16 protein-coding genes are annotated in these 15798 nt (G+C 34.6%); 5 read left to right on the top strand and 11 right to left on the bottom strand.

The genetic code is table 11. From position 1 onward, the window contains the following. Window positions 1–104 precede the first annotated feature (104 nt). From E4Z98_RS04155 to coaC, 4 genes are read left to right on the top strand one after another with little or no spacing between them, the layout of a single operon-like run. On the top strand, window positions 105–704 hold the full coding sequence (locus tag E4Z98_RS04155; protein WP_167790944.1) for a TetR/AcrR family transcriptional regulator: 600 nt from the start codon (window positions 105–107) through the stop codon (window positions 702–704). 12 nt (window positions 705–716) lie between these two features. Continuing rightward, on the top strand, window positions 717–1367 hold the full coding sequence (locus E4Z98_RS04150; protein WP_209316311.1) for an ECF transporter S component: 651 nt from the start codon (window positions 717–719) through the stop codon (window positions 1365–1367). A gap of 23 nt (window positions 1368–1390) precedes the next feature. After that, window positions 1391–2149 (top strand): phosphopantothenate--cysteine ligase, encoded by a 759-nt coding sequence (gene coaB, locus E4Z98_RS04145; protein ID WP_135254855.1) that lies wholly within the window; start codon window positions 1391–1393, stop codon window positions 2147–2149. Between the two features lie 11 nt (window positions 2150–2160). Next, window positions 2161–2703, top strand: coding sequence for a phosphopantothenoylcysteine decarboxylase (gene coaC, locus E4Z98_RS04140; protein WP_135254856.1), 543 nt, complete (start codon window positions 2161–2163; stop codon window positions 2701–2703). A gap of 39 nt (window positions 2704–2742) precedes the next feature. On the opposite strand, the gene E4Z98_RS04135 is transcribed toward coaC, so the two are convergent. The 5 genes from E4Z98_RS04135 to E4Z98_RS04115 all read right to left on the bottom strand — a co-directional run bounded on the left by E4Z98_RS04135 (window position 2743) and on the right by E4Z98_RS04115 (window position 9358). Then, window positions 2743–3444 carry an MIP/aquaporin family protein gene (locus E4Z98_RS04135; protein ID WP_135254857.1) on the bottom strand — a complete coding sequence of 234 codons (702 nt, stop codon included), beginning with the start codon at window positions 3442–3444 and terminating at the stop codon, window positions 2743–2745. Window positions 3445–3450: 6 nt separating this feature from the next. Next, entirely contained in the window at window positions 3451–5286 is a 1836-nt protein-coding gene (gene glpO / locus E4Z98_RS04130; RefSeq protein ID WP_135254858.1) for a type 1 glycerol-3-phosphate oxidase, read from the bottom strand. A gap of 16 nt (window positions 5287–5302) precedes the next feature. Continuing rightward, window positions 5303–6811 carry a glycerol kinase GlpK gene (gene glpK, locus E4Z98_RS04125; RefSeq protein WP_135254859.1) on the bottom strand — a complete coding sequence of 503 codons (1509 nt, stop codon included), beginning with the start codon at window positions 6809–6811 and terminating at the stop codon, window positions 5303–5305. Window positions 6812–6967: 156 nt separating this feature from the next. After that, window positions 6968–8338, bottom strand: coding sequence for a M24 family metallopeptidase (locus E4Z98_RS04120; RefSeq protein ID WP_135254860.1), 1371 nt, complete (start codon window positions 8336–8338; stop codon window positions 6968–6970). A gap of 117 nt (window positions 8339–8455) precedes the next feature. Further along, window positions 8456–9358, bottom strand: coding sequence for a prenyltransferase (locus E4Z98_RS04115; protein ID WP_135254861.1), 903 nt, complete (start codon window positions 9356–9358; stop codon window positions 8456–8458). A 277-nt stretch (window positions 9359–9635) separates the two neighbouring features. Here E4Z98_RS04115 and E4Z98_RS04110 point away from each other — a divergent pair, with 277 nt between their 5' ends. Continuing rightward, complete coding sequence (locus tag E4Z98_RS04110) at window positions 9636–11234, top strand: CTP synthase (RefSeq protein ID WP_135254862.1); 1599 nt, start codon at window positions 9636–9638, stop codon at window positions 11232–11234. A 39-nt stretch (window positions 11235–11273) separates the two neighbouring features. Here E4Z98_RS04110 and E4Z98_RS04105 read toward each other — a convergent pair whose 3' ends face one another. From E4Z98_RS04105 to E4Z98_RS04080, 6 genes are all read right to left on the bottom strand, one after another. Next, window positions 11274–11900 carry a nitroreductase family protein gene (locus tag E4Z98_RS04105; protein ID WP_135254863.1) on the bottom strand — a complete coding sequence of 209 codons (627 nt, stop codon included), beginning with the start codon at window positions 11898–11900 and terminating at the stop codon, window positions 11274–11276. A gap of 103 nt (window positions 11901–12003) precedes the next feature. Continuing rightward, complete coding sequence (locus E4Z98_RS04100) at window positions 12004–12240, bottom strand: GlsB/YeaQ/YmgE family stress response membrane protein (RefSeq protein ID WP_135254864.1); 237 nt, start codon at window positions 12238–12240, stop codon at window positions 12004–12006. A gap of 182 nt (window positions 12241–12422) precedes the next feature. Then, window positions 12423–12839, bottom strand: a complete 417-nt coding sequence (locus E4Z98_RS04095) for a DUF697 domain-containing protein (protein WP_135254865.1) — start codon at window positions 12837–12839, stop codon at window positions 12423–12425. Window positions 12840–12954: 115 nt separating this feature from the next. Next, window positions 12955–13680 (bottom strand): hypothetical protein, encoded by a 726-nt coding sequence (locus tag E4Z98_RS04090; protein WP_135254866.1) that lies wholly within the window; start codon window positions 13678–13680, stop codon window positions 12955–12957. Between the two features lie 35 nt (window positions 13681–13715). Next, on the bottom strand, window positions 13716–14675 hold the full coding sequence (locus E4Z98_RS04085) for an IS30 family transposase (protein ID WP_135961171.1): 960 nt from the start codon (window positions 14673–14675) through the stop codon (window positions 13716–13718). Between the two features lie 193 nt (window positions 14676–14868). Beyond that, entirely contained in the window at window positions 14869–15585 is a 717-nt protein-coding gene (locus tag E4Z98_RS04080) for a YebC/PmpR family DNA-binding transcriptional regulator (RefSeq protein WP_135253595.1), read from the bottom strand. Window positions 15586–15798: the final 213 nt, after the last annotated feature.

The raw sequence follows: 15798 nt of genomic DNA, 5'->3' as shown, positions 1-15798 counted from the left end.
AAAAGAACATTTTTGACAACTTATGTAAGCCTTTACCGTTGACACTGGTGTCAGTTCATGGTAATTTAATGACACAAATGTCATTGTTAAATGGAGGTAATCGTTTGAACGAAAATAAAAACGAAACCATGAAAAGGGAAAAACGTGCCATGATCCTTGATACAGCAAGAGGTATTTTTGGCCAAAAAGGTTACGCTAATGTGACCATGGCTGATATTGTATCGGCTTGTGGCATTAGCCGAGGTGGCTTGTACTTATACTTCCCTTCTATTGAGGAATTATTTCAAGAAGTCGTGATTGATCAATCTAAGCAAAAATTCGCCATTATTAATCAACGAGTTGCAAATCAAGAACCTTTCGAAGAAATCTTCACACAATATTTAGACTTACAAAAAACACGGTTACTAAATATTGATGATTCTATTTTGGTGGCTACTTATGAATACTACAACTCCCATCAAGAAACAGAACAAATTGCCTTTCAAAAAAGTTATGTTGACTACCTAACTGAAACCATACGAGAGCTCTTGATGCTAGGAAAAGCACAAGGAATTATTCTGAATGATAATATCCCACAGTTAGCCGATATGTTTATTATGTTATTAGAAGGCATTAGCATCTTCAAAACGTTTAATCAAATTGATGAAGAGCAAATCAATCAACAATTATCATTACTCAAACAGCAACTTATTTATGCATATTAATCTTAGGAGGAGATTCACATTAAACATTCAAAAACTAAAGATCTAGTACTACTGTCTATTTTTACAGCGATTATATTTGTCCTAAGTTTTACGCCTATTGGCTATATTCAGCTAGGTCTTATTAAAGCGACAATTATTCATGTACCGGTCATTATCGCTTCAATTCTTTTAGGACCAAAAAAAGGTGCTATTTTAGGTGCTGTATTCGGATTAACAAGTTTCATTAGTAATACGACGGCTCCTGTTGTTAGTTCATTCGTCTTCACGCCTTTTGCTAATTTACCAGGTGAAACTCACGGTTCCGTTCTATCGCTGATTACCTGTTTTCTACCAAGAATTTTAGTTGGCGTTATACCATATTATATCTATCAATTTTCATCACGATTTGTTAAAGAGCAAAAGATGGTAAATTATGCTATCAGTGGTATTGCAGGTTCCTTAACGAACACTCTACTCGTACTAGGAAGCATTTTATTACTATTTAAAGATGCCTATGCCAAAATTAATGAAGTAAACACAACAGACTTATACAAAATTATCGGTGGGATTATTTTTACAAACGGCATACTCGAAGCTGTCGTAGCAGGTATCATTGTCAGCCTGGTTTGTCGCTCGTTAATGAGTAACAAAAAAATCGAAAAAATGATTAAGGACCTAAACTAACTGACCAAAAGGAGAAAACAATTATGAGGATATTAGTCACAGCAGGTGGGACAAAAGAAAAAATTGATGACGTTCGCTACATCGCCAATCATTCAACAGGAAGATTAGGCTCAATCATCGCTGATAGTTTTGCGCAAGATGAAAACAATCATGTTACCTATATTCATGGATACGGCGCTATTTTACCGCAACATAAAAACATTAAAGTTGTTCCAATTTTTACAAGTCAAGAATTAGAAATAGCATTAAAAAAAGAATTAGAAACTTACGCTTATGATATCGTCATTCATAGTATGGCGGTAAGTGACTATACAATGGACAATGCTTTTAGCCAAGATGACTTACTAAACAGTCTGTCTGACGCTCTTTTTAATAACTCTAACGAAATTACAAAGGAATCTTTTGAACAACTATCAGCTAACGTATTATCTAAATTAGGCAAAGAAAATGAGGATAAAAAACTTTCGTCTTCCAATGAACATTTAATTCTTCGTCTGAAGAAAACACCAAAAATTATTAAAATGATTAAAGAAATCCAACCTAATACAACATTGGTCGGATTTAAACTTCTTGTTGATGTGAGTGAGGAACATTTATTAACCATTGCCCATCAACTACTAGAGAAAAATGATTGTGATTACGTTCTAGCAAACGATTTAACTTCAATCGAAGGAGATCAGCATACAGGGTATTTAGTTGCACCAGATAAACAACTGCGTGTTGCTCATACGAAGCCTGAGATTGCTAAATTAATTAAACAAACTCTATCATATAATGACTAGGAGGTCATACAATGGCTAATATTTTAATGGGAGTTTCTGGTAGCATATCTGCCTATAAAGCAGCAGATATTGTCAGCTCGTTATCGAAACAACATCATCACATAAATGTGATGATGACTAAAAGCAGCACAGAATTTATCACCCCACTAACATTACAATCATTATCAAAAAATTATGTTTATACGAATGTTATGGAAGAACAACACCCTGAAGTCATCAGTCATATTGAACTTGCAAAACAAGCCGATGTTTTTATCATTGCACCAGCAACAGCGAATATTATTGGAAAACTAGCTAACGGTATAGCCGATGATATAGTAACAGCCACCGCCTTGGCTTTACCTAATAACGCTACCCCAAAATTTATCGCACCAGCTATGAACACAAACATGTATCTACATCCAGCTGTACAAAAAAATCTTCAAACTTTAGTAAGCTATGGCTATCAAATAATAGAACCTAAAGAAAGCTTATTAGCTTGTGGTGATTACGGAAAAGGTGCATTAGCTGACGTGCAAGATATCGTTGAGGCTATCAATCAAATAATTGCTTAAAAAAAACGTGTTCTCGTAACGAGAACACGTTTTTTTTGATTAGAATAAGTTGAATACTAATACCGCAATAATTGCTCCTATGATTGGTCCAACGATTGGCACGATGGCATAACCCCAATCAGATCCGCCTTTATTTTTCATTGGTAAAATGGCATGTGCAATTCTAGGTCCTAAGTCACGAGCAGGGTTAATAGCATAACCAGTTGGTCCACCTAATGATAAACCGACTGCTAAAATAACTGCACCTACCGCGAATACATTGTTACCAAATTGTAAATCATTTTTACCAAAAGCTAATAATGCAAGAACTAATACAAATGTTCCAATTGCTTCTGTGATAATATTTGCAGGAATATTACGAATAGCTGGTGCTGTAGCAAATGTTCCTAAAATAGCATCTTTATCTTCTGTTACATCAAAATGTGGTAAATAAGCTAACCATACTAAGATAGCCCCTACGATTGCTCCTAATAATTGAGCAATAATAAATGGTACAACTTGACTCCACTCAATCGCTCCTGTCATTGCCATTGCAACTGTTACTGCCGGATTTAAGTGAGCAGGTCCCATAAATCCTGAAATAAATACCGCAATTGTCACAGCCATAGCCCAACCCATAGCAATAACAATCCATCCACCGTTTTGAGCCTTACTTTTATCTAGGTTACACGCTGCACAAACACCGCCACCTAATAAAATTAAAATCATTGTTCCTATAAATTCTCCCAATACTGCTTGCATAAATTATTACTCCTCTTCCTTCAAATGTTTAAGATCAGACTCTGCTAAAATTGTAGCAAATTCTTCTATTTGTTGCACTTTTTCTGTTTCATCCCAATTAAAGTAGTTAGCCATAGCATTGATTACTGGCTCAGTAATGGCATCTAAACCATCACGTTTAAATAAGACATGATTCGTACGACGAACCAAGTAATCTGCAGGCGTCAAGACCATTTCCTCTTCTAAAGCATACGTTAATCTAGCTGATTCCGCTAAAGAAAGACCTTCAAACGGCTTGATTTCTTTTGCAATGGCAAAAATCTTTAATGAATTCATACCATAATAATCAGCGATATAGGTTGCCTCTTCTTTACTTAATCCAGACTCAATCCCTACCTTAGCGTTAGCTTCTACAGTTTCTTCAACTTTAGACGCATCAAACTCGCCACCTGATAAAGCATATTCTTTAGAATTAACTTGTTCAAAATTCAAATCATAACCTGTTGATAACGTCTCTAATATTAAGTTCATTGCTCCCTCAGCCATTTTACGATAGTCAGTAATTTTACCACCTGACAATGTGATTAAACCATCTTCTTCACGTTCTAAATGACTACCTCTTGAAACCGATGAAGGACTTGTTGTTTTTTCTTCTAAACTACTTTCTAGATTATTTAGTACTTCTTCAACATCTAGACGATCCACTTTGTTTTCTTTATAATTCGTTACTACTTCGATTACTTTATTAAAGCTTAAATCAGAAATTTTACCATTGTCTCCACCATTATAATCAGAACCTGCATTACCCGATAATAATGGACGTAAACCAGCCCAGCTAGACTCAATATCAGCTAAGGTGATATTAGCATTTGGATAACGATAATTAATAACTTCTAATAAATAATCAACATCTTCTTGTGTTACTCTTGGTTCTGTGAACTCACCTTGATAATCCGTATCTGTGGTTCCAAAATATGTCTTATCTTCACGAGGAATGGCAAATACCATACGACCATCATGTTTTCCTGTATCAAAGTAAGTAGGTTGTGGAACTGGTAATTTCTTAGCATCAACAACTAAATGAACCCCTTTAGTTGGACGCATTTGAGGAACAACTGCTCGTTTAAAGTTTAAGTTACGAACTTTATCTACCCATGGTCCTGCAGTATTAATAACTAATTTAGCTTTAATTTCAAATACTTCATCTGTTAGTAAATCACGAGCTTTAACCCCAATGATTTGATTATTCTCGTTATATAAGAAACCAACAGCTTTTACTTTACTTGCTAATAATGCGCCGTCTTCATGAGCTTTTTTGATATTGTCAATAACCAAACGTGCATCATTATTTCTAAAATCTAAATATACCCCAGCTCCTTTTAAGCCATCAGCTTTCAAGAATGGCTCGCGTTCAAGGACTTCTTCAGGTGTTAATGTATAATTAGCATATTTAGTTCCTGTTACACCAGCTAATTGATCATATAAATCCATTGCCACTTTTACAGAGAACATATCGAAGGTTGTCGCGCCTTCGCCTTCATAAATAGGTAGTAACATTGGATCAGGTTTGGGAATATGAGGCGCAATATTTTGAACAACTGCTCGTTCAGTGACTGTATCAGCAACTACTTCCACATCGAAGTTTTTTAAATAACGGATACCTCCATGTACTAGCTTAGTTGAACGAGAAGAAGTTCCTTCAGAAAAGTCTTGCATTTCGATTAAACCAGTTTTTAGACCAGTAGCTGCTGCTTGAATAGCAACACCTGCACCTGTAATTCCTCCACCGATAATTAATAAATCTAGTTCTTCTGATTGTAATTTACCAATTGTTTCTTGACGTGTTTTGATTGAAAAGACCATCTATATTACTTCCCTTCTATTGCTCGTTTGGTTTAAACATGCGTGTTGCAGCTACAGCTTGTTTCCAGCCGCCATATAAGTAAGCACGTCTTTCGTCAGCCATTTCTGGTTCAAACATTTTTCCTGCTTCATAAAATTCACGAATTTCATCGATATCTTTCCAGTATCCAACAGCTAATCCAGCTAAGAAAGCAGCACCTAGAGCCGTTGTCTCAAGGTTAGATGCACGTTGGATTGGTGCACCAATAATATCTGATTGGAATTGCATTAAGTATTCATTATTTGCAGCACCACCATCTACTTTAAGAACTGGAATTTTAATACCTGTATCATCTTGCATCGTATCAATAACATCTCTTACTTGATAAGCAATAGATTGTAGTGTTGCTTTAACAATATCGTCTTTTGTTGTTCCACGAGTTAAACCAAACATAGAACCACGAGCATCTTGATCCCAATAAGGAGCGCCCAATCCTACAAAAGCAGGTACTACATAAACTTCGTCATCATTTTCAGAACGTTTTGCCATTTCTTCTGATTCACTTGCTTTTTCCATCATTTTTAGTCCATCACGCAACCATTGAATAGATGAACCTGCCACAAAAATACTACCTTCTAGTGCGTAATAAACTTTTCCATTGATACCATAGCCAATAGTCGTTAATAAATTGTTTTTTGATAATTGTGGTTTCTCTCCTGTGTTCATCACGATAAATGAACCAGTACCATAAGTATTTTTCACCATTCCTGGTTCGAAAGCCATTTGTCCGAATAACGCTGCTTGCTGATCTCCTGCCATACCTGAGATAGGTACTTCGCTACCAAAAAAATGGTACCCTTGAGTGTGACCATAAACTTCAGAGTTTGATGTTGCTTTAGGTAACATTGAACGTGGAATGTTCATGATTTCTAAAATTTCATCATCCCAATCTAGCTCATGAATATTGAACATCATTGTACGACTTGCGTTAGAATAATCCGTTACATGTGCTCCACCATCTGTTAACTTCCAAGTTAACCATGTGTCGATAGTTCCGAATAATAATTCTCCCCTATCCGCACGCTCTTGTGCCCCTGGTACATTATCTAAAATCCAACGTACTTTAGTCGCTGAAAAATAAGAATCAATAATTAATCCTGTTTTACTATGGAATAATTCACTATAGCCATTTTCTTTTAATTGATCTGCTATGCCTGAAGATTGACGTGATTGCCAAACAATCGCATTATAAATAGGTTTTCCAGATTTTTTATCCCAAACAACTGTCGTTTCACGTTGGTTAGTAATCCCAATTCCTGCAATTTGTTGTGGTTTAACACCGCTTTCAATAAATACGCCAGCAATAACTGATTGGACAGAATTCCAGATTTCATTTGGATCATGTTCTACCCATCCGTCATTTGGAAAGTATTGTGTAAACTCTTTTTGAGAACTTGCAAGTTGTTGTCCTTTTTTATTATAAATAATAGCTCTTGAACTAGTTGTTCCTTGGTCAATCGCCATAATAAAGTTGTCAGTTGTCATGAAATATCCCCCTATGTAATCGTTTTCTATAACTTACTATTTCACTATATCATAACAAAAAAATAATTTGAACTATTTTGTATAAATATTTTAATTTTTTTCACAAAAAAACAAAGAAAACATCCATTTTACAGATATCCTCTTTGTTTCATTCACTTATTTCTTTGTTACTGCACTTGTATAATCAAGCATTAATGGGCGTAAATAGCCAACGGTACTTGCCAATGGCACAACCTCTTCAGACAGTTGAACCCCTAACTCTTCTTCTATGTATACACGACGATTTATCACTCGCTTCCAAAAGTCAGGATAAGTATTTTGCAACTCTTTTCTTAATGTTTCATCAGCGATTGCAATGGTACTTTCAGCCGATACGCCATGATGATAAGTTTGTGAAGGAATAAAGTCAATTTGAAAAATCATCCCATTTTTGACCGTTGCTTTAGAACCAAAAAAGAAAGGTGATGATAACCATTCTTCGTCAGCAACTAAATGTCCTGGGCACAAATGCCAGCCATACGTTTCTTTTGAATAATTAGCGTCAAATGTTTGATAAAAATCATGACCGTTCGTGCCTATTTTAATCATTTCTAACCACATGAAATAAGCATTCATATACGGCTTTACTACTTCATCCAAATAACCGGGATCTGTTTCTTCTAATTCCTCAAGTGAGTGAACAGCATACCCACATCGACTACTCAAACCACCTTTATAAGCGACCGTTAACGCCACTTTATCACCACTGCTCAATTTACGCTCTGTTGGATATAAATTCGCCTTCTCAAAACGTTCCCCAAATGCAGAAATCGTCACAATCGTCGGGTACTGCCCTTTTGATTGTAATAAATGTCCAACTTCAAACTCACTCATCCCTACTGCCAAATGATTCATGGCATTTAATAGATTGTCCGATGCTAGTGAGGCACCGTATTCGTAATGAACCAGTTCATTGGCGTTATTAGTCGTTCTAACACCGTACGCTGGGTCGATCATTAAACCTGTTGCATTTATCATACGTTGATTGCCTACAATAGCTTGTAGTGCCTCCACTATCATAAACGGTACATCAAATGTCTGTTGCATTGATGCCGGAAGCAACTTCCATCCAACTAAACCAACTTTGCCTTCTGTATTCCATGTTGCCTCTTCTAGATAGTCCGTTAAGACTTTATCTTGTGCCATCGGTTGATTGGGTAATGAAAAAACTGGACATTTAATTCCCTTACCAGTTAATCGAGCTTTACTTGCCTTATTAGCATTTTCATTTCCTAAAACATACGAAATATGCCCTTCAATTGTCATAATTAACAAAGCTTCTTCAAATCTCGGGATAAAACCAGCTAAATATTCAAAGTTACTCCCATGCTCTTTATCAGCATAAATAACTAAAGTGCTAATATTTTGACGATTCATCGCTATCAAAACTTTTTGCTTTCGCTCTTGTAATGTTTCATCCGTTAGCATTGTCTTTTTATGTGGATTATCTAAACTAGGTTGTTTAATAGTATCAATTCTTAATGTCATATGATTACCTCAATTTTATAAGTTGCTTCCTATTTTACTAAACTAATGACCTAAAAGCCATCTTGTTGTTATTTTAATAAAAAAATACTCACCAATTATGGCAAGTATTTCTAGTGACTAATTAAACATGCCCACAGCAAATGTTACTACTTGAACGAACGAACCAATAGCTAAAATTTTTACTGCACATATAAACGTTTGTGACTTAATTTGAACCGCCATTAATTTTTTCGTTTCTTTCACAACAAAAGGTACTATCGCTAATGTTAACAACATTGTCCATGGTGCAACCCCCATTAACACGGCAACAATAATGGCTAAAAAGGCAAGAATATTTAACGTAACAAATAACTTCTTTGCTCCGTCACGTTTTATATAATGAACCAACGTGAAACGATTATTCTTTTCATCTTCATCTAAATCGCACAAGTTATTAGCAAGCATTAAATTAGCAATCCACAATGTATTTGGTAATGAAATAATGGCAATCGCGCCAATAGTTGCCCAATTCCAAGTGAATGTTTCGTATGTATTTAAGTAAACACAAATTAAAGATATCATGAATCCCATAGTAAACCCTGAAAAGACTTCGCCTAATGGCAAACTAGATAATGGTTTAGGACCTGACGAATAAAAAATACCAACAAAATAACAAAACATGCCCATCCATAATAATGGCCATCCAACTTTAGTTGCTAACATAATCCCCATAATCGCTGATACAACAATCATTACCGTCATCCATTTTAAAACTAATTTATCATCTAAATTCTCACGACCAATAATATTAGTTTTTTCTTTGTAATCATGAACATCTGTTGCTTTATGATAATCATTATAATTATCCAGCATATCTACTGCCATGTTAAAAATAAACATCGCAATGAAATAAATAATGACATAACCAATATTCAATGAGCCATAATTATACCAACTAAAACATAATCCAATTAAAAATGGCAACACACTCGCTGTTTTGGCTTTTATTTCTACTAACTCTAAAAATACTTTTAAAGACACATCAATTCTCTCCTTTATTCTACATGTTTATTATCTTAACACATTTTATTCTTTCAGTATATTTGTAAAACTTTCAAATATCTTACATTTTTTCTTGACACTTTCTTTCTTTTTATGTACTATTTTTTATGGGCACCTCAAAATTTTGAGATGCAATTATGTAGATTAATCGCTCCCTATTTCTTTACTGGAATAGGGACTTTTTTATTTTTAGTTAACATATTTTGAGTGTTGTTTCCTGTAAAATAAAGGTGTTCTAAGAAAGGGAGTTATTATTATGACAAAGTATATTTTCGTAACAGGTGGGGTTGTTTCTTCAATCGGTAAAGGGATTGTTGCTGCATCTTTAGGACGTTTATTAAAAAATCGTGGCCTAAATGTTACAATTCAAAAATTCGATCCATACATCAATGTTGACCCTGGGACAATGAGTCCATATCAACATGGTGAAGTATTTGTAACCGACGATGGGGCAGAAACTGATTTAGACTTAGGACATTATGAACGTTTTATCGATATCAACTTAAACAAATATTCAAACGTAACAACAGGAAAAGTTTATTCAGAAGTCATCCGTAAAGAACGTCGTGGTGAATATCTAGGAGCCACTGTACAGGTTGTGCCACATATTACAAACGAAATCAAAAACAAATTAATGAGTGCTGCAAAACATACCGACTCAGACGTGATCATTACCGAGGTTGGAGGAACTGTTGGAGACATCGAATCATTACCATACTTAGAAGCCTTACGTCAAATGAAAGCCGACATGGGAGCAGATAACGTGATGTACATCCATACAACACTTATTCCATACTTGAATGCTAGCGGTGAGATGAAAACAAAACCTACTCAACATAGTGTAAAAGAATTACGTTCACTAGGTATTCAACCTAATTTATTAGTAGTTAGAACAGAACATGAAGTATCTCAAGATATTAAAGATAAATTAGCGCTTTTCTGTGATGTGCCATCTGAAGCAGTTATCGAGTCTCTTGACGTTGAAACATTGTATTCTATTCCGTTAAATCTACAAAAACAAGGAATGGATCAATATGTTTGTGACCATCTAGGATTAGATACACCTCAAGCTGACATGACAGATTGGCACGCCTTAGAGCAACGTGTATTAAACTTACAAAATAAAGTAAGAATTGCTCTAGTCGGTAAATATGTTGAATTACATGATGCCTATTTATCAGTAGCAGAAGCACTTAAACATGCTGGTTTTGCTTACAATACCGATATTGAAATCGATTGGATTCAATCAGAAGACATTACACGTGAAAATGTTGCAGATATTTTAAAAGATGCTCAAGGTATTTTAGTTCCCGGTGGATTTGGTGAACGTGGCATTGAAGGTAAAATTGAAGCGATTCGTTTTGCCCGTGAAAACAATGTGCCTTTCTTAGGTATTTGCTTAGGTATGCAAATGGCTTGTGTCGAGTTCGCACGCAATGTTATTGGTCTTGAAGGTGCAAATTCTGCTGAAATACAACCTGATACCCCACACAATATTATCGACCTAATGAAAGATCAAGAAAGCGTTGAAGACTTAGGTGGTACTTTACGCCTAGGCTTATATCCATGTGTACTTCAAGAAGGAACAAAAACTTTTGAGGCTTATAATAAACAGAAAGAAGTGTCTGAACGTCATCGTCATCGTTATGAATTTAATAATGATTACCGTGAACAATTCGAAGCAAACGGGATGGCCTTCTCAGGATTATCTCCTGATGGACGTTTAGTTGAAATTGTCGAAATTACTGATCATCCATTCTTTGTGGCTAGTCAGTTCCATCCAGAATTAATTTCCCGTCCAAATAGACCTCAATCTCTATTCAAAGCATTCATTAACGCAACAATCAATGAATAATTTAAAACACCTTGCTTTTTATGAGCAAGGTGTTTTTGATTAAACATATTTAACTACTGTATCCGTTGATAATCTCACCGATTCATAGCCTGCTTCATCAGCTTTTCCGATTGAGATAATTAATACTGGTAAATAGCGACTAGCATCTAACTCAAATGCTTCTGCTAATCCTTCTTTTTTATAGCCTCCGATGGCGTTTGTATCATAACCGTGCGATCTTGCAATTAACATTAATTGCATCGCCATTAAACTGGCATCGATATTTACCGTATCTTTCATTTTGCTTGTAGACATACCTTGATACATCGGCACGATAAAAGATAATTGTTTTTCTTTGACTTCTTCTGGCATTTTACCTGAGGCTACTGCTTCATTGTAAATTTCTTCAGCGTATTCATAACACTTCAAATCGCCAAAAATCACTATCATAGCTGATGATGTATCATTTTGTAATACATTCGAACCAACAAATGGACGTAAACGATTTTTTCCTTCTTCAGAAGAAACTACTACCATTCTCCATGGTTGTAAATTTACAGCAGAAGGTGCTTTTGTCGCTTTCGTTAAAATAGTATCCATTTCTTCTTTTGAAATTTTAACTGTTGCATCATATCTTCTAATAGAATTCCTACCTAACACGACATCATTAAAATCATTATTATTCATATTCCCACAACCTTTCCAACATAAATTATAAAGGAAAAACACCAAAATTGTTAGAATAATTTTGGTGTTTTGTATAAAAATAAGTATCAAAAATCTGTTATTATTAACGATTTCTTCTAAAATAAGATACTCCTAAAATTAAGATAATAGCTCCGATAACAGAAGGAATAATTGCCATTCCAGCTAAATGAGGACCTCTTGCTCCTAACAACGACTGACCAATGACCGAACCTAATAATCCAGCAATTGTTTTCGTAATTAAATTCATCGAACCACTTTTTTTAGTAATAGATCCTGCAATAGCTCCAATCAATGCTCCTACAACTAGTGACCATAACATATAAACGCCTCCTAACGATTAAGTATTACATGATAGTGTTATTTTATTATAAAACAGACAAGAATACTAAAGATTCAACTTACTATCTTAAATTTTCTTAGCATCAGAACCGTTGCTGTGTGTAATAAATAAAAAATCCCCTAATCAGATTAGGAGATGTTGTTATTCATTATTAGCATTAGCTATTTCTTCTTTAAAACAGTTGAAACAGTCGCAATTAACTCTAGCAAGTCGTTATTACTTTGTAATTCTCCTGAATCTAGTGCTTTAGCCACGCGCATACCAATCATTCTAGTAATAGTTGCCGCAACTGTCACATTTAAGACACCACCTGCTACAGAGCCTATTCCTGGAATAAACTTAAAAGCATTACCCACTAACATTTTCCCAATTGTCGAAGCAAGAGTTGCTTGTGTTACCCCTTCTTTTATACCATCAGTAAATGTTAAGCCATATGCTTTATAAATACCACTTATCATCGCCATCTGGATAGGCACTAACAAAGCTGCATCAGAAAAAGGAATCGGCACAGCTGCGACGCCTCCTGCACTAATCGTTGCTGTATGTATAGCTTTCAGCGCTTTAGGTTTAATAGTCATTTAATCACCCATTGTATATTATTTATTGAAACATAAGTATAATAACACATATCATGATTACGCGCATTTTTTACAACTATTCTTAATAATTCCTTATAAAAGATAAGTTACGAAATTAAGACACTCTTTTTAAAATTAATTGTTTTTTATACTTCCCTTCTCCATCCAACAACAGCGATTGATTGCTTATTTTCGCTATCCTAAATTTAAGTGGCTGATTATTATATGTAATATCGAAGAAGAGTTGATTAGTATCATTAGATAAATTTAAGTCATCGCATATAAAAAATTGTTCTAAGTCGCTTTTTTTAATGGACATCCCCACCCTATTATTCGTAGTGATTCCTAATGACAATGAAATATCTTCAATCGAACAATGATAATCACCAATAAAGGATTCAAATTTTGAAAAATCAATACCTGAGATTTTCTTTTGGTTAAAATCAAATTTATGTAAGGTTATCATTTTATCAGGATTATCGCCAAACAAAATACCATCATCCGTTTTTTTTATAAATCCTAGTGATTTTTTCTTTGACTTTAGTTCCCATAACTCATTATCTTTCGAGATAAGTTGAGCAACAAATTCTTTCTTTCCGTTATGTATGACTTCATAAACTTCCATACTCTCCATGATTGTTATGTGTTGTTGATTATAAAAGTCTGTATAACTACCCTGTATGCTATTTAATAAAGTTTTATGTTCATTCGTTAAATTCACTTCATTGTTTTCTTTTGTTAGTATGTGATTGGTCTGTAAATCACTTTGGGATAAATCAGCACTCGTACATGCAGTTAACAGTATCGACCACAGAACTATATTCAACCATCTCCATCTCATATAAGTGCTCCTCCCTTTTTATATCATATGATTTGTCAAATTAAGTTAGAATAAAATGCTTCTTGTACATAGCTCAAAAATATTTCGATAGGTGTTTTGTAATTCAATGATTTTCTTGGAATATGGTTGCGTTGATTGCTGATGCTTGAAATAAATATTTGATCGATTTCTCTAAAATCCATTGATTTTGGTAGTCCATTACGGCGTAGAATCCCGTTGGAATTCTCGTTTAATGGGCGTTGAGAAGGCGTTCCAGGGTCTGCAAAATAAATATCAATATCATGTTGATTACTGACAGCTTTCCAGTTAGAAAATTCTTTTCCACAGTCAAACGTAATGGATTTAAAGAAGTTTTTAGGAAAGCGAGAAAACCATTGGTTAAGGGCCGTTTCAATATCTGATGCCTTACGGCCGTTGGGTTTAATCGTGATAATTACTTTAGATAATCTTTCAACTAACGTAATAACGGCACTTTTATGATAAACGCCAACAATCGTATCACCTTCAAGGTGACCAAACTCAGAATTGAAATCAGGATAATTATCAAGTCGAGCATGGATTGAACGCTTGAACTGTTGTTTTCCCCGTTTATCCTGATGGCCATTGGGTTTTCTTTTGCCTTTCATAGGTAAAGCCCCAACATCAAATATTCCTTTAGAAAATAAACGATAAAGTGTTCTCATACTGCATGAAATAGGGCTTTCTTGTCGCCCAATAATGACGTCAGGCGTCCAACCAAGAGCGACTTTCTCTTTAATATCATCTACTTCATGAGTAGGTAATTGAATGACTTTTCTACCACATTTTTTCTTGTTTTCTTTATATTGATGCCAATAATCAAGAACTGTCATGCCTTGCTTTAACTTATTGACCACATTATAAATAGTTTGTACAGCACGTCCCATTCGATTAGCAATTTCAACCGGTTTATTATCTTGAAGATAATAGGATTCTATCATTGTTAGTTCGTCTATGGTAAGATGTTTATAGGTCATTTATGGTTTACTCTCCTTTGTTTTCTTTCGTCGGAAATACAATTTGAGTGTACCATAAATGCCTTTTTATTTTTCTAGCTTAATTTTACAATTCGCGTCATATTAATTCTATCATTAACTGTTCATTTTTTGAATTTTTTTAACTTATTTAGGATAAATAAAAAAGAACCGCACGTGGCGATTCTTTAATGGTTTAATCTAAATCAACATTATGAAACACATTTTGTACATCTTCTAAATCTTCTAATGCATCAATCATTTTTTCAAATTGTACTAAATCATCGCCGTCTAATGTTACATCATTTTGAGCGATCATTTGAATTTCGGCAATAGAAAATTCTTCAATTCCTTTTTCTTTTAAAGCTTCTTGAATACCATGGAAGTCTGTTACTTCACCGTAAACGATAATTTGTCCATCTTCTTCGATAACGTCGCGAACGTCGATATCTTTTTCCATTAAGTATTCTAAGATTTCATCAGCGTCTTCTCCTGCAAAACCAAAAAGTGCTGTATTATCAAACATATAAGCAACTGCTCCAGAAACCCCCATGTTACCACCATTTTTACCAAAGGCAGCACGTACATCTGAGGCTGTACGATTAACATTATTAGTTAACGTGTCTACGATTACCATAGAACCGTTTGGACCGAATCCTTCGTAACGTAACTCTTGATAGTTTTCATCACCTGAGCCTTTTGCTTTATCAATCGCTCGGTCGATAATATGTTTTGGTACATTATAAGTTTTTGCGCGTTCAATAACGAAACGTAGCTTTTGGTTTGAATGCGGGTCTGGATCACCTGATTTTGCTGCTGCATAGATTTCAATTCCGAATTTAGCATAGATACGACTGTTATTAGCGTCTTTAGCCGTTTTCTTAGCGACAATATTTGCCCATTTACGCCCCATAATTTCACTTCGCTTTCCAAATTTTTAGTTGTAACGCAAAAAACGTTCTGTTTAATTATACTTGTGTTTACAGATTCTGTAAAATATTTTTTTGAATTTTCTTAAGCAATTCTTAGAATTATTTTAATATCAGTTTAAGCATTCTTTATTAACATGATATTAAACTTAAATAGTGGGTGAACGAGGTGTTTTACTTATGAGAGTTCTTCCCAG

Source organism: Vagococcus xieshaowenii (assembly GCF_004792515.1).
GTDB classification, from domain to species: domain Bacteria; phylum Bacillota; class Bacilli; order Lactobacillales; family Vagococcaceae; genus Vagococcus_A; species Vagococcus_A xieshaowenii.
Note: the sequence above shows the minus strand (reverse complement) of the source record. Positions and strands in the feature narration are given on the sequence as shown.